The sequence below is a fragment of the Lentibacillus saliphilus genome (genome assembly GCF_019093865.1).
Lineage (GTDB): Bacteria > Bacillota > Bacilli > Bacillales > Amphibacillaceae > Lentibacillus_B > Lentibacillus_B saliphilus.
Window position 1 is genome coordinate 108,157 of the sequence record NZ_JABJXD010000003.1, and the last position, 21,470, is coordinate 129,626.

The 21,470-nt window shown below is 40.3% G+C and carries 21 protein-coding genes; all 21 read right to left on the reverse strand.

From position 1 onward, the window contains the following. Positions 1-55 precede the first annotated feature (55 nt). Complete coding sequence (locus tag HPC67_RS06870) at positions 56-427, reverse strand: diacylglycerol kinase family protein (RefSeq protein ID WP_217586738.1); 372 nt, start codon at positions 425-427, stop codon at positions 56-58. After that, entirely contained in the window at positions 417-884 is a 468-nt protein-coding gene (ybeY, locus tag HPC67_RS06875) for an rRNA maturation RNase YbeY (RefSeq protein WP_217586739.1), read from the reverse strand. Before ybeY ends, HPC67_RS06870 begins: the two co-directional genes overlap by 11 nt. 1 nt (position 885) lies before the next feature. After that, positions 886-3,027, reverse strand: a complete 2,142-nt coding sequence (locus HPC67_RS06880; protein WP_217586740.1) for an HD family phosphohydrolase — start codon at positions 3,025-3,027, stop codon at positions 886-888. Between the two features lie 72 nt (positions 3,028-3,099). Next, the gene (locus HPC67_RS06885; protein WP_217586741.1) at positions 3,100-4,062 is read right to left on the reverse strand and encodes a PhoH family protein; all 963 of its coding nucleotides are present in this window, start codon (positions 4,060-4,062) and stop codon (positions 3,100-3,102) included. A 2-nt stretch (positions 4,063-4,064) separates the two neighbouring features. Beyond that, the gene (yqfD, locus tag HPC67_RS06890; protein WP_217586742.1) at positions 4,065-5,285 is read right to left on the reverse strand and encodes a sporulation protein YqfD; all 1,221 of its coding nucleotides are present in this window, start codon (positions 5,283-5,285) and stop codon (positions 4,065-4,067) included. A 27-nt stretch (positions 5,286-5,312) separates the two neighbouring features. Further along, positions 5,313-5,594: a sporulation protein YqfC gene (yqfC, locus tag HPC67_RS06895; protein WP_217586743.1), complete on the reverse strand. Its 282-nt coding sequence runs from the start codon at positions 5,592-5,594 to the stop codon at positions 5,313-5,315. 114 nt (positions 5,595-5,708) lie between these two features. Beyond that, positions 5,709-6,203 (reverse strand): hypothetical protein, encoded by a 495-nt coding sequence (locus HPC67_RS06900; RefSeq protein ID WP_217586744.1) that lies wholly within the window; start codon positions 6,201-6,203, stop codon positions 5,709-5,711. A 20-nt stretch (positions 6,204-6,223) separates the two neighbouring features. Further along, positions 6,224-7,219 carry a flotillin-like protein FloA gene (gene floA / locus HPC67_RS06905; protein WP_217586745.1) on the reverse strand — a complete coding sequence of 332 codons (996 nt, stop codon included), beginning with the start codon at positions 7,217-7,219 and terminating at the stop codon, positions 6,224-6,226. Between the two features lie 33 nt (positions 7,220-7,252). Then, entirely contained in the window at positions 7,253-8,560 is a 1,308-nt protein-coding gene (locus tag HPC67_RS06910) for an NfeD family protein (protein WP_246569839.1), read from the reverse strand. 189 nt (positions 8,561-8,749) lie between these two features. Further along, positions 8,750-9,199 carry a GatB/YqeY domain-containing protein gene (locus tag HPC67_RS06915; protein WP_217586746.1) on the reverse strand — a complete coding sequence of 150 codons (450 nt, stop codon included), beginning with the start codon at positions 9,197-9,199 and terminating at the stop codon, positions 8,750-8,752. Between the two features lie 13 nt (positions 9,200-9,212). Further along, positions 9,213-9,389 (reverse strand): 30S ribosomal protein S21, encoded by a 177-nt coding sequence (gene rpsU / locus HPC67_RS06920; RefSeq protein WP_217586747.1) that lies wholly within the window; start codon positions 9,387-9,389, stop codon positions 9,213-9,215. A 107-nt stretch (positions 9,390-9,496) separates the two neighbouring features. Then, complete coding sequence (gene deoC / locus HPC67_RS06925) at positions 9,497-10,168, reverse strand: deoxyribose-phosphate aldolase (protein WP_217586748.1); 672 nt, start codon at positions 10,166-10,168, stop codon at positions 9,497-9,499. Positions 10,169-10,300: 132 nt separating this feature from the next. After that, positions 10,301-11,656: a tRNA (N(6)-L-threonylcarbamoyladenosine(37)-C(2))-methylthiotransferase MtaB gene (gene mtaB, locus HPC67_RS06930; RefSeq protein ID WP_217586749.1), complete on the reverse strand. Its 1,356-nt coding sequence runs from the start codon at positions 11,654-11,656 to the stop codon at positions 10,301-10,303. Further along, positions 11,653-12,417, reverse strand: coding sequence for a 16S rRNA (uracil(1498)-N(3))-methyltransferase (locus HPC67_RS06935; RefSeq protein WP_217586750.1), 765 nt, complete (start codon positions 12,415-12,417; stop codon positions 11,653-11,655). The genes mtaB and HPC67_RS06935 overlap by 4 nt, the downstream gene beginning before the upstream one ends. Positions 12,418-12,425: 8 nt before the next feature. Beyond that, entirely contained in the window at positions 12,426-13,373 is a 948-nt protein-coding gene (gene prmA, locus HPC67_RS06940; protein WP_217586751.1) for a 50S ribosomal protein L11 methyltransferase, read from the reverse strand. A gap of 32 nt (positions 13,374-13,405) precedes the next feature. Next, the gene (gene dnaJ / locus HPC67_RS06945; protein ID WP_217586752.1) at positions 13,406-14,527 is read right to left on the reverse strand and encodes a molecular chaperone DnaJ; all 1,122 of its coding nucleotides are present in this window, start codon (positions 14,525-14,527) and stop codon (positions 13,406-13,408) included. A 183-nt stretch (positions 14,528-14,710) separates the two neighbouring features. Next, positions 14,711-16,546 carry a molecular chaperone DnaK gene (gene dnaK, locus HPC67_RS06950; RefSeq protein WP_217586753.1) on the reverse strand — a complete coding sequence of 612 codons (1,836 nt, stop codon included), beginning with the start codon at positions 16,544-16,546 and terminating at the stop codon, positions 14,711-14,713. A 29-nt stretch (positions 16,547-16,575) separates the two neighbouring features. Then, a complete protein-coding gene (grpE, locus tag HPC67_RS06955; protein WP_217586754.1) occupies positions 16,576-17,133 on the reverse strand; it encodes a nucleotide exchange factor GrpE in 558 nt (185 codons plus the stop codon). A 118-nt stretch (positions 17,134-17,251) separates the two neighbouring features. Further along, on the reverse strand, positions 17,252-18,283 hold the full coding sequence (gene hrcA, locus HPC67_RS06960) for a heat-inducible transcriptional repressor HrcA (protein WP_217586755.1): 1,032 nt from the start codon (positions 18,281-18,283) through the stop codon (positions 17,252-17,254). 76 nt (positions 18,284-18,359) lie between these two features. Next, entirely contained in the window at positions 18,360-19,517 is a 1,158-nt protein-coding gene (hemW, locus tag HPC67_RS06965) for a radical SAM family heme chaperone HemW (RefSeq protein ID WP_217586756.1), read from the reverse strand. Positions 19,518-19,604: 87 nt separating this feature from the next. After that, positions 19,605-21,413, reverse strand: coding sequence for a translation elongation factor 4 (gene lepA, locus HPC67_RS06970; RefSeq protein WP_217586757.1), 1,809 nt, complete (start codon positions 21,411-21,413; stop codon positions 19,605-19,607). Positions 21,414-21,470: the final 57 nt, after the last annotated feature.

Below are 21,470 nucleotides of genomic sequence, written 5' to 3' on the forward strand. Positions count from 1 at the left end.
CCGAGCTTAATTTAAAATTTAGTATCCGTAACGTTATAGCCATACGGAGCCATTTTTAAGTCAGTATATCGAGAAGTTTAGGTAAAAAAATAATAAATCCCGTTATCGCTGCAGCAATTGCCGCCAAAAGAACCGCACCGGCAGCCATATCTTTAATGTGCTTCGTTAGCACATGATAGTCAGGCTTTATGTAATCCATCATTAACTCAATACAGGAGTTAATCACTTCAGTCACCATCACCAATGCAATCACAACGGTGATGAGCACCCATTCGACCTTACTAATTTGTAAAACGACGCCACATATAATCGCTAAAATAGCAGCAACCATATGAATGCGCATATTCTGTTCTTGTTTAATAACGTAGGCAATTCCGTTCAATGCAAAAGACAGACCAATTCCTGTCTTTTGCTCTTTACCGGCCAATGCCAAAAGACTCCAGCAATTCATTTTGCTTTTCAGTCATAATGGTTTCATCTTCAGTATTCATATGATCATAGCCCAATAAATGTAAAAAGCCATGAAGCGCTAAGAAACAGAATTCCCGCTCATCAGAATGCCCATATTCATCTGCTTGCCGACTTGCTGTGTCTACAGAAATAACGATATCACCTAGCGCAAGCGGTATACTATCTTCACCAATAATGTCTAACTCCTCATCAACCACGTCTTGTAAAGCAAATGAAAGAACATCAGTCGGCTTATCAAGCTGTCTGTAATTACGATTAAGTGCTTGAATTTCGTTATCATCTACAAAATTAACAGATATCTCTGCCTCTCTTGCAATCCCTTCTTTTTTGGCGGCAAACAGAAGTAACTGTTGGATCGTATCGACGATGTCAGCAGATACGGACTTTGTATTGTCATGAAAATCTATATGCATATTATTTGACCTCCTCCACAGGGTATTGAATACGTGAATGGAATATCCCTTTTAATGTTTCACATATCGCTTGTTCAATCGTATTTAAATCCCTCATCGTCAGTGAACAATCATCAAGTTGACCGTCCATTAACCGGTCATCAATAATGCTCGATACCAGTTGTTCGATCTTCTCTTCCGTCGGTTCACTCATCGACCTGACTGCAGCTTCTACTGAATCACATATACAGACAATTGCCGCTTCCTTCGTTTTAGGCTTCGGACCTGGATAACGAAAAGCCGACTCTTCCACATGGACAGCTGTTTCTTTTTCTTTATAATAAAAGTATTTTAGCAACGATGTACCATGATGTTCATTTGCAATGGCAATGATTTCCTTAGGCATTTTATGCTGCTTTAACATATCAGCACCATCATATGGATGACTTATAATAATATCTGCACTTTCACGTGGATCCATACGATCATGAGGGTTCGCCATTCCAATTTGATTTTCGATAAAAAAATGCGGTCTAACCGTTTTTCCAATATCGTGATAATAAGCGCCTACCCGTGCCAACAAGCCGTTTGCTCCAATTGCCTCACATGCTGCTTCACTTAGATTCGCAACCATTACCGAATGATGATATGTCCCAGGTGCTTCCATTAAAATCTTTCTCAATAACGGATGGTTTGGGTTAGATAATGATAGCAACTTAATATCAGACAGAATACCGAGAGATGTTTCAAAAAACGGCATAAGGCCTAATGTGAGTACAGCAGATAAAAATGCAGATGCAATTCCATAGCCGCTCTGAAAAATGAGATCACTCCATGCATACTTCTCAAACGATAAAAAAACGAATAGCATAATTGTAACGACATTAATGAACGCCATACCAATTCCGGCTCTCATAATGGATAAGCGATCTTTCACATTCATTAAGAAAATAATGGCACCCAACTGTGAAAACAAAAAGTAAATACCTGCTTCAAAGTTGAGCGAGCCAGGGATTTCTGCGTTAAAAATAACACTTCCAATAACAGCATACATAATCGCCAATACGATGGCAAGTCTCTCTTGAATAAGCTGTTTGACGAGTAATACGCCTGTTGCGATCGGTACAACATAAAATAATTGATTGACTTCAGTTGTAAACAGACTTACAACTTTCATTAAACCAATTGTTATAAGACTGACGAGTAATACCGTGATGACTGTACCTCTGTCTAAACGGTCCTTCTGATCAAGACCATTCATTTCATAGATTAAGACAGTTAAGATGAGCAAAAGCAATAAAATAAGTCCAATTAAAGGAAACACATTGCGATCCTTGTTTAAAAGACCTACTAATTGAAGTTCCTCATATGTTTCATTTGTAATACGTTGCCCTTCTCTAACAATGATTTCACCAGCTCTAATCACCTCAGGCTCAACACTACTTGCGGCTTCTTTTTCGGCCTGCATCGTTTTTTCCACATCATAAAACGCGTTTTCTGTAACTGCAAAATTACTAATCTCTGACAACGCCTGAATCATACCACTCGATAAATTAGAATAATTCAGATGTTGCTTCACATCATTAGCCGTTGTTTTAATATTTTGAGCACGCACACCGTTAGCAAGTGTGTCAGACAAAATTCTTTTAAAGACACGTTCACCCTCTTGACGCTCTTTTGGGGACGCTTCAACCAGCTGAAAAAATGCACCCTCATTAACAGACTTCGTAATTTCATCAGATAATATTTGCTTCAGTCGTTCAACCTTTTCTAATGCCGTCAATTGAATAACGTCTGTTTCTTCATTCAATTCCTCAGGATTCTCATTCTGCTCATCCTCGAGTTTTGTAATGGCATCAAATATTTCTTCAACGTATGCAATGCGCTCTTTCGTCACTTCTGTGGATATGGTGTATCGGTCTTCGACGGAAGCGATCGTTTCCCGCATTTTTCGCTCTGTTTCCGATTTGTTTTCAACCGTAATAGGTGACCGAATGGTTTCTTTCGCTATCGCAAATCGTTCGATATCATACGTTTCGGTATACACATTGTTAAACGTAGCAAGAAAAAATAGCACACCAAGAAAAATAGCCGGTATTATGATTGAAAACCATCTCGCTTTCATGCGACCTAGCCAGGTTAACATTTTTTTAATAGGCACCATAACCCACCCCCCTATTTATGAGACGATTTAATATGCAAAATAAGACCCGCTTAACGGGGTCTTACGGTTGATTTAAGTGTTCTCTTTTTCATATGCTTCAATAATTCTTTGGACTAATGGATGCCTTACAACATCTGTTTGATCTAAATAGACAAATTCAACACCTTGGACCGAAGCTAATAAGCGACTCGCAACACGCAAACCAGACGTCGTTCCTCTCGGTAAATCGACTTGCGTAATATCACCAGTAATGATCATCTTAGAGCCAAAGCCTAGTCGTGTGAGAAACATCTTCATTTGTTCAGGTGTCGTATTTTGCGCCTCATCTAAAATTACAAATGCATCATCTAGGGTTCTCCCCCGCATATACGCGAGTGGGGCAATTTCAATAACCTCTCGTTCAATTAACCGCGCTGTGTGCTCAGTCCCTAAAACATCATGGAGGGCATCATACAATGGTCGGAGGTAAGGGTCTACCTTTTCCTTTAAATCACCAGGAAGAAAACCAAGGCTCTCTCCTGCTTCGACAGCAGGCCGAGTTAGTATGATTCGTTTTGTAAATCCGTTTTTCAGAGCATGTACAGCCATAACGACTGCTAAATATGTTTTACCAGTACCGGCTGGCCCTATCCCAAACACAAGGTCACTCGATTTAATAGACTTAATGTAATTTTTCTGCCCGAGTGTTTTAACACGGATGCCTTTACCTTTGTGCGTTTTCGTTATTTCATCTTCAAATAACGTTTCAAACTGGTCAATTTTTCCCGCCTTAGCCAAATCAACTGCATAAACGACGTCACGCTCAGAGATGGTTAAGCCTTTTCTAATTAAAACAAGTAAATTAAGAAGGACATCCTGGACATGGGTAACATCTTGTTCTGCTCCAGACACCCTCACCTGTTCACCTCGAGACACGATAGATACATGAAGCTTTTCTTCAAGGTGTTTTAAATGTTTATCGTTTGTACCAAACAGAGCGAGTGCTTCAGTTGCTCCAGTTAAACGCAAATCAATGGCATGCAGATTTTCCGACATAATCAATCTCCTTGAGTTAAAGGTTCAATTTCTGATATATCTTCTTCTACTGTCAAATATAAGATTAGTTTAACTTTACCATGCTCCGTTGATTCATGCAAAATTTTCTTAGAAATAATCTCCGCTTGTGGACCAATTTTAAGTTGGAGTTCTTTTTGCGCCTGAGCGATCCCTTTTTTTATGGCCTCTTGCTTCGTTCTTGTTGCCTGTTGACGTTCAGTTTCGCTCACAACCGTTTTATTAAATTCAATCGGGAGCTTCCATTTTAAGACGTATATATCGTGATTATGAACTTCTTCATAACTCATTTCATAATCTGGTTGTTTAAACCCCCAAATAGGCAATGTAAGACTCCCAATTGATAAGCTATATTGTGTTGTTTTATCACCTGTTAATTGATCATTTATATAGTCAAGAGGAATCGTTACGGTCGTCTCATACCATGTTTTGGCAATAATTTCTCCATCTGCGGCAACGCGTGTTTTGGGCTTGTCCGTATCATCGTTTTCATCATCTTCTCGTTCTTCAGGACCTAATTCTCCTGAAACGAGTATGTCTCCTTTCTCGACATAATCATTTACACGAACTTTGGGAAGCCCTTTTGATACATATACCTTTTCAATAACACCACTTTTTCGAGCGACGAGGTTACGCGGTCCTGGAGGCGCTTCTTCTTCTACAACGATCTTTTCCACACCTTCAAGGAAATAGGTTGTCCCTTTTTTATGCACACCAATCCATAATAGTTCTGGAATATCTTCAATGAGCTTTCGCTGTATAATACTCGGCTCATCCAAGGAAAGCGCCCATGCACCTTCATGAACGCCGTAATGATCGAGTTGTGCATATATTTTTTCTTCTAATTCTTTAGGTACATTTGTAATTTCAACCTTCCACACTAGGTTCGATAATACAACGATTAAAAGTAAGCTCACACATAAGCTTAATACAAATGGCGTATTTGATTTAAATCGACGAAAACGTACTGGAAAGCCTTTTTGGGCTGTGAACGTGATTTTATAATGACTTCTCCTTCTCAGTTGTCTCATTTTAGATATATCACGTAACCTAATATTCCCAGAGCATACTGTTGCGCTTTCTTTTTTCATGTTCCATACAGATATACCATGGGCCACCAGTTTATTAAAAAAGCGCTCTGGATATGCGCCTGCTACTGATATCGTTACATATCCAGTAAAGAATGTTCCTTGTATTTGCCGCATACTGTCCCCCTACTTTCACTTAACAATTTATGACTCAATCAAGCTGATGTGTTGAATCGTCCCTTCCAGCAATATCTCTTCTGGTAACATCATCTTAATCACGAATGTATGTCCTTGAATTTTAATATGACCATGATTTGTTTTTAAGGTTAATTCCTTTTCTGTGTACACAACAAGCCCTTTATGATTTTCAATATAAACGTGAAGATGTCCGATAACAGTAATTCTTGGTAATTCAAGCATCGTATCTGACGGAAGGGCCAGATGATTAACGAGCCAGGGTTTTATCCGTTGTTGCCATTTGTTCAAAGATGAGCCCCCCTCTCCCAATATATTCTTATGAAATAGGGATGACATTAAGAACAAAAAAAGCCATTAACAGGCTTTAATGACCTGTTAATGGCTGTGAAGCAATTAAATGTGTTATAAACGCTCTGTGCGTTGTTTTGTCACACTTCGATACGGCTTAAGTGCACGTGGCTGTCCAAGAATCTCTGACATTACAATGCCATTAATGATTCCTTTTCCAGTCAAATGACTTTTTAACTGTTTCTTTAACTCCCGTTGTTGAACATTGTCTTGAGCATGATTGTCGTTCATCCGCGACTGAAGCCGAGTTGGCATGACATCCTCAACATATTCAACCGGAGAGCTGTTAACATTCATTCGCTTTGCTAACGCTTCTCTTTGAGATTGCTTATACAATTCAGCTTCAGTTTGTCTGCTTTCTGGTTTGGGCGTCGGCATCGTCTGGGCTTCAACATTCGGACCAGATGGGGTCCGCTGTGTTTGCGACCTCGACGGTTGCTTTCTTTCTTCTTGTTTGTCGGTTTTGTCCTTTAAGAAACCCATTAGACCAATAATAACCGCAACGATAATAAAGAAATTTGCCGACACTAATTCAATTAATTCGTTCATTGTGTGACCCCCAATTCCAATTACTGTTGGTCATCTTCATCATGGTCATTCTTGCTCAATTTCCCAATTGAATCACGCATATCTGTATCGGCATCAATGTTTTTGTAATTCATATAATCCATGACACCTATGTTGCCTGAACGCAATGCTTCTGCCAACGCTTTTGGAACTTCAGCTTCCGCTTCAACAACATATGCACGCATTTCTTCAACACGGGCAAGCATTTCTTGTTCTTTAGCAACAGCCATCGCACGACGCTCTTCAGCTTTAGCTTGAGCAATGTTTTTGTCAGCCTCAGCTTGATCTGTCTGGAGCATCGCACCGATGTTTTTCCCGATGTCCACATCGGCAATATCAATCGAAAGAATTTCAAAGGCTGTCCCTGCATCAAGTCCTTTACTTAAAACATTATGTGAGATGGAATCAGGGTTTTCCAGTACCTTTTTATGTGTTTCCGAGCTACCAATTGTACTAACAACACCTTCACCAACACGAGCGATAACCGTTTCTTCTCCGGCACCCCCAACGAGGCGGTCAATATTGGCGCGGACAGTAATCCGTGCTTTCGCTTTCACTTCAATACCATCCATCGCAATACCCGCAATAAACGGTGTTTCAATCACTTTAGGGTTAACACTCATTTGAACAGCTTCTAGTACGTCACGACCGGCAAGATCAATGGCAGCTGCACGTTCAAACGTAAGTGTAATATTAGCACGGTGCGCAGCAATTAAAGCATTTACGACACGGTCTACGTTACCACCTGCTAAATAATGACTCTCGAGCTGGTTCGTCTTAACATCTAAACCAGCTTTATACGCTTTAATGAGCGGATTAATGACTCTGGACGGGATAACACGACGTAAACGCATCCCGACCAACTGGAAAATCCCAACTTTTACACCTGCAGCAAGGGCGCTAATCCATAGCATCACCGGTATAAAGGTAAACAGGACAGCTAATACAATTAAAATGGCTGCAATAATAATTAAAGTCAGCACTTGTTGAAAATCCATTTAAACTCCTCCTTTAGTATGTATCATACACCATTAGTCCAATGCACGCACGACGATACGCACACCTTCAGTTTTAACGATTTTTACGCGTTTATGACTTTCGATAAACCCCCCTTCAGAAACGACATCAAGGCGTTCATCATCAAATAGCGCTGTACCAGCAGGCCTTAGTGGGGTTTGGGTAATACCTTCCATTCCAATAAGATCCAAGCGGCTGACGCTGGAAACATACCCAAGCTCTGTTGTCGTTCTATCCTGAAGTACAATATGCCGAAACAACCCTTTATTTAAGCCCATCGTCTTAAATAAAATAACAGATGCAACGACGGAGATGATAAAAGCGATGCCAATACTTGTCGCCATATGACCTATATCAAAGCCCGCCAAGAATAAAGAGCCAAGTATTGCACCTACACCAAGTAATCCGACGATTCCACCAGGGACAAAAAATTCTGCAATGATGAGCGCGATACCCAATATGAGTAATATTACCGCTTCCATACCTGCCAGTCCTGCAATAATATGTCCATAAAAGAATAAAACGAGCGACACGAGCCCCATAATACCTGGAACACCAAAGCCTGGCGAATACAATTCAACGACGAGACCAAGACTTGCTACCGAAAGGAGGATCGGAATGACGACAGGATGGGTCAGAAATCTTGCCACACCTTCAGCAACTGTTTCCTCTACCTCATGAACGGTTGCACCATTTAAGCCCAATTCATTTAAGAGCGCAGTTCGGTGGTTAACAATCCCTTCTGCATAACCTACCTCTACTGCTGATGAAGGGGTTAAGGTTAAAAATTCCCCTTTTTTCGCACCATATTCAGGCAAATCAATGGATGCATCAGCCATTGCACGAGCATATAATGGATCTCTTCCACTCGCTTCAGCTGCACCTTCCATTGCTGCTAACCAAGCAGACTGTGCTTTTTTATCAGCAGCCGTTCCATCCTGGTTGATAATTCCACTTGCACCCATTGTCGCTTGGGGTGTCATATAAATGTTATCTGTATAAAGCGCAATATATGACCCAGCAGACAAAGCACGGTTAATAATGAAAGATGTTGACGGAATATCAAGATCCTGAAGCATGTTGGCAATTTGACCTGCCGCATCTACACGTCCACCTGGTGTATCAATTTCAAAAATAATATGATCAGCTGAAGCTTCTCTCGCTTCTTTTGTTGCTCGTGATAAAAACGCTTCAAGCCCTTGCTCCACCGTATTTTCTACAGGGATGACATATACTTGCTTGCCTTCACCAGTCGAATCTGCATAAATATAGTCACCTAGATTAATACCGATACTACCAATTACCAACAGAGCAATCATCATCGTTGTCATACGTTTAACTGTATTCACGGTTCCTCACCTCCTCCGTCAGTCATTTATACGTTTCACGATGCAAATGGTTTCAACAATTATACCATAAGCGATTAATTCGTAGCATCTTTTAAGGCATAGGATTAGCCTAAGTCAAAGCAATTAAAAAGCCTTTGCCACTAGTGGCAAAGACTTTTCTCATTATCCTTTTAAGTGCTTTTGTACAATTTTATTGATCAAAGAACCGTCAGCTTTGCCTTTTACTTTAGGCATGATAGCACTCATAACTTTCCCCATATCCTTTGGTGATGTTGCACCAACCTCTGAAATGGTTGCTTGAACGACCTGTTCCAACTCTTCTGACGAAAGCTGTTCAGGCATATATTTTGTTAAGATCTGTATCTCAGCATCAAGTTTATTGACCAAATCATCGCGTCCAGCATTTTTAAACTCTTGGAGGGAATCTTTTCGTTGCTTCAATTCTCTTGAGAGTATTGTTAGTTCCTCTTCTTGTGAAAGGGATTCTTTACCGGTATTAATCGCTTCATTTTGCAATGACGCTTTAACCATGCGGATAACGCTTAATGTTTCTTTATCCTTGTTCTTCATTGCTTGTTTCATGTCTTGATTTAATTCATTCAACAACGTCATATGTCAGCACCCTTTAGAATTTACGCTTTCTAGCGGCCTCTGATTTCTTCTTGCGTCGAACACTGGGCTTTTCATAATATTCGCGCTTGCGATATTCAGATAGTGTACCACTTTTTGACACAGTGCGCTTAAAGCGACGAAGAGCATCTTCAAGAGACTCGTTTTTACGTACGCGAGTTGTATTTGACATGCTAATTTCCCTCCCTCCGAAGCAACAGCCAATTTCTTCAAGCATATGTACTCATATGCCTCATGTTATTATAATATAACAGACAAAAGCGGTCAATAGTATTCTGCCTAATACGTTGAATCTCCTTGACGCCCTTGAACAATTGCAATGCCGGCACTGGCTCCAATTCGAGTAGCGCCTGCTTCGATCATTGCTTTTGCAGTTTCTTGATCACGCACACCACCTGAAGCCTTCACACCCATGTCAGACCCAACGGTTTCACGCATAAGCTTGATGTCTTCAACCGTTGCCCCACCACCAGAAAAGCCTGTAGATGTTTTAACAAAATCCGCTCCAGCAGCTTTCGCTAAATCACATGCTCTGATCTTTTCATCATCGTTCAATAATGATGTTTCAATAATAACTTTGACAATCGCTTGATGTCTAGCAGCTTCTACGACTTTAGCGATATCGTCCTTTACGGTTGCATCATCATGTGCTTTTAAAGCACCGACATTAATAACCATATCAACTTCTGTTGCACCGTCTTTAATCGCTTGCTTGACTTCAAATGCCTTTACCTCAGGTGCACTTGCACCTAATGGGAAACCGATCACTGTACATACTTTAACAGACGTTTCTTTAAGCTGATCGTAACATCTTTTGACCCAATACGGATTCACACAAACTGATGCAAATTCATATTGAGCAGCTTCTTGTATAAGTACATCAATTTGTTCCTTTGTTGTGTCAGGCTTTAAGGCAGTATGGTCAATATATTTGGCAAGATCTAATTGCATAATCAACGCCCTTTCTAATAATGTGTTAAATGATGATCAATATCATCATAGCACGTCATACAAAGTAATGCACCTGAGGCATTGAAACCGTCCCATTTAATACAACAAAATCCGGCCAACACCGGATTTTGCTTAAGACGTAGCCGTTATATAATCATTCGTTGCATCATCCATAATGCGAACAAACTGCGCTTCATTAACAGGGTATCCTGATTTAGTAAGCTTAACACGGACAATTTTACCAATCATATCAGGGGTTCCGGCAAATTTCACTTTGAGATAATTATCGGTGTACCCTACGAGCATATTAGACTCACCTTGTTCAGAAGAATGTTCTTCAGGAATCACTTCAAGAAGTTCATTCACAAATTGATCGGCGTATCGCTTAGCAAGCTTCTCAGATAACGCTATGAGCTGATGTACGCGTTCATTCTTTGTATCGTCATCTACTTGATCGTCCATCCGGGCAGCAGGGGTCCCTGTTCTGCGAGAATAAGGGAATACGTGTAACTCTGAATAGCCAAGCTTTTCAATGAAATCGTACGTTTCTTTGAACTCTTCGTCTGTTTCGCCTGGAAAACCGACAATAACGTCCGACGTTATCGCCAAATCAGGTAACGCCTTCCTAATTTTTTCAACTTTTTCAAGATAATATTCAGTAGAATATTTCCTGCGCATTCTCGCTAATACGGTATCTGAACCTGCCTGAAGCGGAATGTGCAAGTGACGAACAATTTTTTTGGACTGGTCAAGCGCCTGAATAACATCGTCCGTAATTTGACTCGCTTCAATAGATGAAATGCGAATGCGCTTCAAGCCGTCTACCTTTTCTTCCAAATCTCTTAAAAGATCAGCGAAATGATAATCTTTCATGTCTTCACCATATCCAGCCGTGTGAATACCGGTCAAAACGATTTCTTTGTACCCAGCATTTACGAGCTGCTGTGCTTGTTTTAACACGTTTTCTGGGTCACGAGAACGCAATAGGCCTCGAGACCACGGAATAATACAAAATGTACAAAAGTTGTTACAACCTTCTTGAATTTTAAGTGATGCGCGCGTCCGATCAGAAAATACAGGTACATCCATCTCTTCAAATGTACGGTTTTTCATAATGTTTGCGACACCATTAATCGGCTCACGGGTTTTTCGATGCTCTTCAATATATTGAATCATTTGTTTTCTGTTTTGTGTTCCAACGACAATGTCAACACCAGGTATTTCCATGATTTCCCCTGGAGATGTTTGCGCATAGCAACCAGTGACACAAATAATCGCTTCCGGATTTTTCCTTACAGCACGGCGAATAATTTGTCTGCTTTTTTTATCGCCTGTGTTTGTGACGGTGCATGTGTTTATGACATAGACATCTGCTTCTTTTTCAAATTCAACACGTTCATAACCATTGGCTTTAAACATGTTCCAAATGCCTTCTGTTTCATAATGATTGACCTTGCAGCCAAGTGTATAAAAAGCAACTGTTGTCATGAGTGACACCTCAATTCTTCTAAGTGATAGCTTAAAGCAGCTAATACATATAATGCGGCGGTTTCCGTCCGCAAAATACGAGGTCCTGTTCGAACAGGTATAAACCCGGACTCTTTTAATGTAGTGGCTTCGTCTGGAGAAAAGCCGCCCTCCGGTCCAATACATACGAGCAAACGTGATTGTGGCTTAAGCTCTTGAAAAACAGCTGCCAGTGACGTGAATGGGCCACTCGTCTTTGCTTCCTCTTCGTATGCATAAATACACACATCATAGTCACCAGTAGATTGTAATAGCGTCGCCAGATCCATTGGTTCATAAACATGTGGCAAACGTGTTCGATGTGATTGTTCTGCTGCTTCTTTAACAATTTTTTCGTACCGAAGCAATTTACGGTGCGCTTTTTTATCGTCCCATTTAACGACGGATCGATCAGCCTTAAAGGGAATAAAGCCAGTTGCTCCTAATTCAGTACCTTTTTGAAGCACCTGCTCCATTTTATCACCTTTTGGTAGGCCTTGAACAATCGTCACGTCAACGGGAAGCTCAACCGTTTGATCCAGCCATTCATCAATAAGACAACGGACATGATCAGTTTCTAATGCATGAATGCTGCATAAAGCAACAAGACCATTCGGATGGGCACATATCAGTGTGTCACCCTCTGTCATGCGCATCACTCGCATCACATGATGTGCATCACTTTTATCGATTATTACGGCATCCTCTTGCCAGTTCTCTTCCGGGATAAAATATCGTTGCACATCGACACCTACTTTTCCTGGTGTTCTTTTCGGGCACAAATTGATACCCAATCTTCGAGTTCATTCACTTCTAGAATCGTGAAGCCATCTTTTGTTAATGCATCAACCACCATAGCTTGTTTAGAAGAAATGATGCCCGATGTAATAAACAAGCCACCTTGCTTAAGGTTATTCCAGGCATCTGTCGTAAATTGAATAATAATTTCTGCTAATATATTAGACACAATAATATCGACTTGTTGATCGGTTTTTTCCAGTAAATTTCCTTGTTCAGCATGAATTTTATCTTCCATACCGTTAAGCGCCACATTCAGTTCTGTACTTTTCACAGCAACATCATCAAGGTCAAGTGCATGTACAGAATCAGCACCGAGCAAGATAGATGCAATGCTTAACACACCTGAGCCACAGCCCACATCAATGACAGTCTGGTTGCTTTGCATATATTTTTCCAACATTTGAATACATAGCATCGTTGTTGGATGTGTACCTGTTCCAAACGCCATGCCCGGATCAAGCTCAAGAATACGTTCATCCTCACTTGAAGGAACGTATGTCTCCCATGACGGTACAATTGTAATGGTATTCGATACTTTGACAGGTTTATAGTATGCCTTCCAAGCTGTTGCCCAGTCGGTCTCATCCATTTCCTTTGAGGTAATGATCCCTGTTCCAGGATCAAGATACTCCGCTATTTGTCTTAAATAGTGGTTGAGCTGTTCAATCACGTCGGCCGTATTATAATCTTCAGGGAAATACGCTTTTATATTAACGCCTTCAGTTGGATAATCATCAGGATTCAGCTCATAAATTTCCCCATATAATGAATCACGATCTATAACCATATCCAAAGGGTCTTCAATCGACACCCCACTCGCACCTATTTCATGGAGCTTATAGCTGAGCGATTCGACAGCATCACGTGTTGTGTTGACGCAAATTTCATTCCATTTCAAATTACCCACTCATTTCTCATTCAATTACCGACTTAGTCACCTTTAAACGCTTTTTTAAAACGTTGAAAAAACGAATCATGCTCTTCAGTAGAATCATGACCACCAACTGCATTAAATTCACGGAGCAATTCTTTTTGCTGCTCAGTCAATTTTGTTGGTGTGACGACTCTTACTTGAATGTGTTGATCACCTTGACCGAAGCCACGTACGTTTGGTGCACCTTTGCCTTTCAGGCGGAACGTTTTACCAGTTTGTGTGCCAGCAGGAATTTTGAGCTTAACATTGCCATGAACTGTTGGCACTTCAACTTCATCACCCAATGCAGCTTGTGCAAATGTAAGTGGAAGCTCACAGTAAACATGATCCCCTTCTCTTTGGAAAAAGTCATGTGAGCGAATTTGTACAACAACAAATAAATCGCCAGGAGGGCCTCCATTCACACCAGCTTCTCCTTTACCTGAAACGCGGATTTGCTGTCCTTCATCAATTCCAGCCGGGATAGAAATATGGATTGTTTTATGCTTTTTAACACGACCAGAACCGCCACATGTTTGGCACTTTTCAGGAATAATCTTTCCTGACCCATTACAATAATGACAGACGCGACGATTGACCACTTTGCCAAATGGTGTAGATTGCTCAGTATTCAGTTGCCCTGAGCCATTACAATGTCCACATGTGTTCGTTTTTGTTCCTGGTTTTGCACCAGAGCCATGGCACGTATCACATTCCTCTTCTTTCGGAATGCGTATATCGGCCTCCTTACCAAAAATGGCTTCTTCAAAGTCCAGTGTAATGGTATATTGTAAATCTGCTCCTTGGCGAGGTGCGTTCGGATCCTGTCGTCTGCCGCCACCACCAAAGAACATATCAAAAATATCACCAAAGCCACCAAAGTCCTGAGCACCGCCAAAGCCGCCAAAACCTTGATCCTGTGTACCTGCGTGACCGAATTGATCATATTGGGCACGTTTTTGCTCATCGCTCAGTACTTCATACGCTTCTTTCACTTCTTTAAATTGATCCGCTGCGTTTGCTTCTTTATTAACATCTGGATGATATTTTCTTGCGAGTTTGCGATATGCTTTTTTTATTTCTTCCTTCGATGCGCTATTTTCTACACCGAGAACGTCATAATAATCCCGTTTGCTCACCTTTTAATCACTCTCCCGATACACTGATGCATAAAATTTATATTATCATTAACGAGGTATAGTTAGCAAATATACCTTTTTTTGTTTTTATAGTTAAGGTGTATGCTTGAATGCCTTCATCCGTTGCATATCGTAAAAAAGTCAAAGCCAAGAGGATCCTGACTTTGACTTTTTGAAAATCCATTATTTCTTGTTCTCTTCGTCGTCTACTTCCTGATAATCTGCATCAACAACATCGTCATCATTGTCTGCATTGCCAGATGCGTCTTGACCTGCTTGACTTTCTTGTTGCATTTGTTCATATAGTTTAACGGATAATTGTTGAACCTGTTCTTCCAACGCTTCTTTTTTAGTTTTAATTGCTTCGAGGTCTTCACCTTCAAGTGCAGTTTTCAGCTCGTCTTTTGCAGTCTCAGCTTTTTGCTTTTCATCGTCAGAAACTTTGTCACCAAGATCTTTTAACGTCTTTTCAGTTGTGAAGATCATTTGGTCAGCTTCATTTCTCAAGTCAACCTCTTCACGGCGCTGCTTATCGGCTTCAGCATTTTCCTCAGCTTCCTTCACCATGCGCTCTACATCTTCATCTGATAAACCTGAAGAAGACTTGATTGTAATAGACTGTTCTTTATTCGTTCCTTTGTCTTTCGCACGAACATTAACGATGCCGTTTGCGTCGATATCAAAGGATACTTCAATTTGCGGGATTCCTCTTGGTGCTGGTGGAATATCCGTCAACTGAAAACGACCAAGTGTTTTATTGTCAGGCGCCATTTCGCGTTCACCTTGGAGTACGTGAATATCAACGGCTGTTTGATTGTCTGCTGCTGTTGAGAACACTTGCGAATGACTTGTAGGAATTGTTGTATTCCGTTCAATAAGCTTTGTAAAGACACCGCCCATTGTTTCGATACCAAGTGATAGTGGGGTAACATCAAGTAATAGAACGTCCTTAACATCACCTTGTAGCACACCACCTTGTATCGCTGCACCAAGTGCAACAACCTCATCAGGGTTAACCCCTTTAGATGGTTCTTTACCTGTTTCTCTCTTGATAGCTTCTTGAACTGCTGGTATACGTGTAGAACCACCAACGAGTAATACTTTATCAATTTCACTCATAGACAAACCAGAATCAGCAATTGCTTTACGTGTTGGAATCATTGTCTTCTCAACAAGGTCAGAAGATAACTCTTCAAATTTCGCTCTTGACAGAGTCATTTCAAGGTGCAATGGTCCTGCTTCTCCTGCTGTAATAAATGGTAGAGAAATTTGAGTTTGAGTAACACCTGAAAGGTCTTTTTTCGCCTTTTCTGCAGCATCCTTCAAGCGTTGTACGGCCATTTTATCTTTTGATAAATCAATACCGTTCTCTTTCTTAAATTCTTCAACCATATAATCAATGATCACTTCATCAAAATCATCGCCACCGAGGCTATTTTCACCAGCTGTTGCGATAACTTCAAATGTACCATCACCAATGTCTAAGATGGATACGTCAAATGTACCACCACCCAAGTCATACACAAGAATGGTTTGATCTTGATCTTCTTTATCGATACCATAAGCAAGTGCTGCGGCTGTTGGCTCGTTAATAATGCGTTCAACTTCTAGTCCAGCAATTTTACCGGCGTCTTTCGTAGCCTGACGCTGAGCATCATTAAAATAAGCAGGAACTGTAATAACAGCTTTATTTACTTCTTGACCAATATAGTCTTCTGCATAAGATTTAATGTGTTGTAAGATGATAGCAGAAATTTCTTGTGGTGTATAATCTTTATCTTCTACAGTCACTTTATAATCAGATCCCATATGACGCTTAACCGATTGGACTGTATTTGGGTTTGTAATCGCTTGACGCTTGGCGACTTCGCCGACTTGACGTTCACCATTTTTAAATGCTACGACAGATGGTGTCGTACGGTTGCCTTCAGGGTTTGGAATAACAACAGATTCGCCACCCTCCATAACGGACACACATGAATTTGTTGTTCCTAAATCAATTCCGATAATTTTACTCATTATTATTTCCTCCTCGACTGCAATTACGTTTAGTTTGTCACTTTAACCATTGCTGGTCTAATGACGCGATCTTTCAATAAGTATCCTTTTTGCATTTCTTCTATAACTGTATTTTCATCATGTTCTTCATCTTCTACCTGCATAATTGCATGGTGAAGATTTGGATCAAATGGTTGACCAACTGATTGAATTTCTTCAACACCTTCTGATTTCAGTGCGTTGACCAATTGATTGTAAATCATGGTCATACCTTCAATAAAGCTTTTTGTATCATCGGTTTGATCGACTTGTAATGCTCTTTCAAAGTTATCAAGAACAGGTAATATTTCCTGCACCAAATCTTGTGACCGATACTTACGTGCCGCTTCTTTTTCTTTCTGTGAACGTTTTTTAAAGTTATCATATTCCGCCTGCACGCGAAGCAGACGTTCATGCAGCTGATCCTTTTCTTCTTTGAGAGTTTTGTATTCAGCTTTCATCATTTCAACTTTTTCTTCACTCGAATCCGCCTGCTCTGGGCTTTCTTCTGAATGGTCATGTGTTTCTGTTTCAACTGCTTCTTCTACATGTTTATTTTCTGTTTCCATTACAGCCACCTCCTCTAGATAGACAATTGCCATGATAGACTATATCACGAACGGTCTGTTTAATAAACCGATACGCAGCTCCATTTATAACCTACTCGTATTCAGACGTGTGAGACGTTTATTCGTTATGTTTAAACCAAACATACAACGCATCAGACATCTCATTTGAAAATGCATGAAGTAAAGTGATCACTTTTCGATACTCCATTCGAGTCGGACCTAATAAGCCGATAATACCAGTATTGTCATCACCAAGCTGGTAGGACGATGTAATAACACTCAGATCTTTGACAGCGTCCATTTTATTTTCCTGACCAATTCTTACTTTAATGCCATTCGTTGCCCCTTTAAACAATTGAGCTATTTCGGCCTCGTTCTCCATCATGGCATAAAACGTCCGTATTTTTTCAACGTTATTAAATTCAGGCTGCGTTAATATATTGGTCTTGCCACCAATGTACAGCTTTAACGGAAAATCACCTGCGATGGCCGATTGTAAATACTGATAGGTTGTCTCAAAATCATCAACATAATCTCGAATCATTGAAACGAGCTCTGAATTTAATTTTTGCGGCAGCTTGACAAGTGGCACACCATAAAGACGACTGTTTAGGATATTAACCATCTTCTCTAAATCGGACGGACTAATATGTGCCGGTATTGAAAATGATCTGTGCTCAACGTGTCCAGTATTTGTTACGAGTATGATCACAGCTGTATGTGCCGAAAGTGTGACAATTTGCAGCTGCTTCAACGTCGTCTCAAAAATTTCGGGCCCTAAAATAATGGTTGTGTAATTGGTAATGTCAGATAACACTTCGGCTGATTTTTGAACGATTTGTTCAAATTCTACGAAGCCTTCTTCCATAACCTGCTCAATTACATGGAGGCCACTATCCTTTTGAGGAAATGGGATAAAATTATCGACATAATACCGATATCCCATTTCTGATGGAACACGCCCCGAAGAAGAGTGGGTTTTTTCAATGTAGCCCATTTCTTCTAAATCAGCCATCACATTTCTGATGGTCGCAGGACTATACGATATATTACCCTTTTGCGATAGCTTGCGTGAGCCAACAGGCTGAGCTGTTTCAATGAAATCATCAATCAGGACTTGCAAAATTAACATCTGTCGCTCTGACAACATGATGATCACCTCTGTTAGCACTCTCTTGAAGTGAGTGCTAATTCTATAAATAAATTATCAAAAGATGTTTTTTTTGTCAACGAACATGTTTGATGTCTGATTCTTCAAGCAAAAAATGAGCGAATACGCTGTTACCAAACAATACACCTTCTTCAGTAAGCCTGATCCATTCTTCGTCTTCCTGCAGCCAACCTTTTTGTTTGAGCACCTCAATTGGGGTGGCATATAATTGTTTATGTGAAAAGCCGAATCGCTCCTTAAACCGATTCTTATTGACACCCTCCATTTTTCTTAAACCGAGAAAAAACTCTTCCTCAACCTCTTCTTTTAATCCAATAGATTCAGTTCGCAAAACTGGATGCCCATCAGCATTTGCTTGCTTGATATAAGCTGGTAGCGGTTTTAAATTCCCAATTCGGCGACCTGGTAAATACCCATGCGCACCTGCTCCAAAGCCATAATAGTAGGCATTATTCCAGTACATTAAATTATGCTGACTTTCAAAACCAGGCTTCGCAAAATTACTAATTTCATATTGATGAAGTCCATTTTTTGTCATCGTCGATTTCAAAATGTCATACATTGCCACTTCTGCTTCTTCTGGTGGTCGATGAAGCTGCCCTTTTTGATGACGCTGATAAAAAACTGTTTTTGGCTCAATTTGCAGAGCGTATGTTGAATAGTGCGGCAAATTAAATGCAACAGCTTCATTCACTGTTTTTTGAAAATGCTCTGGTGTTTGGTGCGGCAATGCGTATATGAGATCAATACTAATGTTATTTAAACCGTGCTGCTGTAATCGATTTACAGTCGTATAAACATCACTTACCCTATGTGCACGTCCAAGCTGTACAAGCATGTCATCATCCAACACCTGTACCCCTAAGGAGACGCGATTCACACCAAAATCTCTTAACAGCTGAATTTTGTCAACATCTATATCTCCAGGATTCGCTTCTATGGTAAATTCACGACACCCTTGAACATCAAATTTGTCGTGAATCAATGTCATCAACGTATTAAGCTGTTCGACGGTAAGAACAGTAGGTGTGCCTCCGCCAATGTAAATCGTTTTGACAGGTTGCTTAGAGCCTGGAACATTTGACACGATTTCATTTTTTAATGCTTCTAAGTATAGATCAGCCTGAGATTCCTTATAAAAGAACTTTGTAAAATCACAATAATGACAAATATGCTCACAAAATGGTATGTGAATGTAAACAGATTCTGGCATTGTTATCTCTCTCCCTTCATGGTCGTCCGCTTTATATCAAAAAAGAAAAGGGAAACTTTGACTATCCAAAGTTTCTCCCCCAAAACATTAATCATCATCCATTTGTAAAACTGACATGAAGGCCTCTTGTGGAATTTCAACCGATCCGACCATCTTCATGCGCTTCTTACCTTCTTTTTGTTTCTCAAGTAATTTTCTTTTTCGCGAAATGTCACCGCCATAGCATTTTGACAGAACGTTTTTACGCATTGCTTTAATTGTCGATCTGGCGACAATTTTATTACCAATTGCTGCCTGAACGGGTACTTCAAATTGCTGTCTCGGAATGAGGTTTTTCAGCTTTTCAACAATTTGCTTACCACGATCATAAGCAAAATCACGGTGAACAATAAAGGATAAGGCGTCGACCTGCTCACTATTCAAGAGAATATCCATCTTCACAAGCTTAGACGCTTGATAGCCAATAAGCTCATAATCAAATGATGCATAGCCTTTTGTCTGTGATTTAAGCTGATCAAAGAAATCATATACAATTTCTGATAGCGGTATGTGATAAACGACATTCACACGAATATCATCTAAATATTGCATATCGATGAATTGGCCGCGTTTTTTTTGCGACAGCTCCATCACGGCACCAACATAATCATTTGGCACCATAATTGACGCCTTAACAAAAGGCTCACTAATACCTTCTACGAGCTGTGGATCAGGCATCAAAGATGGATTATCCACTTTTACGAGATCACCACTCGTCGTTTCAACTTCATATATTACGCTCGGGGCTGTTGTAATTAAGTCTATATTAAATTCGCGCTCAATTCTCTCTTGAATTATTTCCATATGAAGCAATCCTAAGAAACCACACCGGAAGCCAAAGCCAAGCGCCTGCGATGTTTCTGCTTCATACTGCAATGCAGAGTCATTAAGCTCCAAACGTTCTAAAGCCTCTCGCAAATCATTATATTTACTAGAGTCAATCGGATAAAGTCCACAAAACACCATTGGATTTAACGTTTTATACCCTGGTAACGGCGTATCGGCTGGTCGTGCTGCGTTGGTAATTGTATCACCAACACGCGTATCACCGACATTTTTAATGGATGCCGTTACAAATCCGACATCCCCAACGAACAGTTCATCCTGACTAACTGGTGCTGGCGTGAATACGCCGACATCATTGACTTCATAGGTCTTCCCCGTTGCCATCATTTTAATGTGATCACCTTTTTTAAGCGAGCCTTCTTTAATACAAACGTAAGCAATAACACCGCGATACGCATCATACAAAGAATCAAAAATCAACGCTTTTAAAGGGGCCTCACCCTTACCAGGTGGTGGTGGAACATCTGATACAATGCGTTCTAAAATTTCATCAATACCGATATTATCTTTTGCTGACGCCAAAATAACGTCATTTTTATCAATACCAATAACATCTTCTAATTCTTGTGCCACGCGATCGGTATCTGCATTCGGTAAATCGATTTTGTTAATAACAGGTATAATCTCTAGCTCATTATCGAGCGCAAGATACACATTTGCCAGTGTCTGTGCTTCAATACCTTGAGCAGCATCAACGACAAGGATCGCGCCTTCACAAGCCGCCAAACTTCTAGATACCTCATATGTAAAATCGACATGACCTGGTGTGTCGATCAAATGAAATATATAGTCTTCTCCATCTTTACTCGTATAGTGCAGCTGCACAGCATTCAATTTAATCGTAATGCCACGTTCCCGTTCAAGGTCCATAGCATCCAAATATTGTTCTTTCATTTCACGCTTTGTTAATGCTTTTGTATTTTCCAATATGCGATCAGCCAATGTTGACTTACCATGGTCGATATGAGCAATTATAGAAAAATTACGTACGTTACGTTGTTTTTTCACCATAAGCGATGTTCACTCCTACATGTCGATACAAGTATCATTCATCAAATGTTTCAAAAA